Annotated in this window: 1 protein-coding gene; it reads left to right on the forward strand. The window is 59.8% G+C overall.

Annotation, left to right across the window (positions count from 1 at the left end; all coding sequences use genetic code 11):
* The first annotated feature begins 115 nt into the window (after positions 1-115).
* Positions 116-1279: an IS4 family transposase gene (locus LB569_RS31755; RefSeq protein WP_224695419.1), complete on the forward strand. Its 1164-nt coding sequence runs from the start codon at positions 116-118 to the stop codon at positions 1277-1279.
* Positions 1280-1300 lie beyond the last annotated feature (21 nt).

Genomic DNA, 1300 nt, shown 5'->3' on the forward strand with positions numbered 1-1300 from the left:
GCAGGGCTGTCCGGGGAAAGTATCTGGTGAATCGAAATGCCGCATGCGCATGCCCCGTGAGACGGTGGTTTTCCGTCTACCTTCTGGTTGTCGAGACTCAGAAAGGGAACGGAGCATGCGCTTCACGTCTAGCATTCTTGGCAAGCTGGTTGAACCGATCAATCGTCGCCGCTTTCAGTCGATTGTGGATAGTCACGACGGGGATGCCTACGACAAGTCGTTCAAGAGCTGGGACCACCTGATGGTGCTGATCTATGCCCAGTTCAGCGGCGCGGCGAGCCTTCGCAGCCTGGAAGCCGGCTGGAATGCGAGCAGCCAGCACCACTATCATCTGGGGAGCGACTTGTTGCGGCGCTCGACCGTGTCGGATGCCGGCCGGCGGCGCCCCGTCGCCGTCTTTGCCGAGACCTTTGGGCTGCTTGCCAATCAACTCGACCGGCATACGCGCCATGAGGGTACGGCTATGCTGCGACTGATCGATTCCACACCCATCCCGCTGGGCAAGTGCTGTGACTGGGCCAAGTCGAATGGCCGCATCCGCGGCATGAAGATGCATGTCGTCTACGATCCGAACACCGACTGTCCCCGCATCCTCGACATCACCGATGCCAACGTCAACGACGCCCAGATCGGCCGCACGATCGCCATCGAGAAAGGCGCCACCTATGTGTTCGACAAGGGTTATTGCCATTACGGCTGGTGGAGCGCCATTGCTCAAGCCGAGGCCTTCTTCGTCACGCGGCCCAAATCCAACATGAGCCTCAAGGCGCAATGCAACCGCCGCCTTGTCCAAACACAGGGCAATGGCTTCACAGTACTCGACGATGCCCAGGTCAGCCTTGCCAGCAAAGGCGATTCCAAGCTGCCGATCCCGTTGCGCCGCATCCTTGTGCAGCGTCAGGACGGCGACACGATCACGCTCCTGACCAACGACCTCCAGCGTCCCGCCGTTGAGATTGCCGCGCTCTACAAGGGCCGCTGGCAAATCGAACTGTTGTTCCGCTGGATCAAGCAGCACCTGAAGATCCGAAAATTCCTCGGCAACAACGACAACGCCATCCGCCTGCAGCTCTTTGCAGCGATGATCGCCTATGCCCTGCTGCGCATCGCGGCCCGTGCATGTTGCAGCGCCATGCCAATTCTGCGCTTCACCAACCTGGTCACCCAATACCTGTTCGAGCGCCGGACGGTACAGGCCATCAACAAGCCGCCACCAGTCAATCCAAGCCGCCGAACCCAGTGGACCTCCCCAAATCAGATGGGCTTCCAATATGTATAATTTTCCCCGGACAGCCCTGCC

The sequence above is a fragment of the Mesorhizobium sp. BH1-1-4 genome (assembly GCF_020165665.1).
Lineage (GTDB): Bacteria > Pseudomonadota > Alphaproteobacteria > Rhizobiales > Rhizobiaceae > Mesorhizobium.

Coding starts and splice junctions, on each gene's coding strand:
- LB569_RS31755 (WP_224695419.1), top strand. CDS start 116: ATGCGCTTCACGTCTAGCATTCTTGGCAAGCTGGTTGAACCGATCAAT.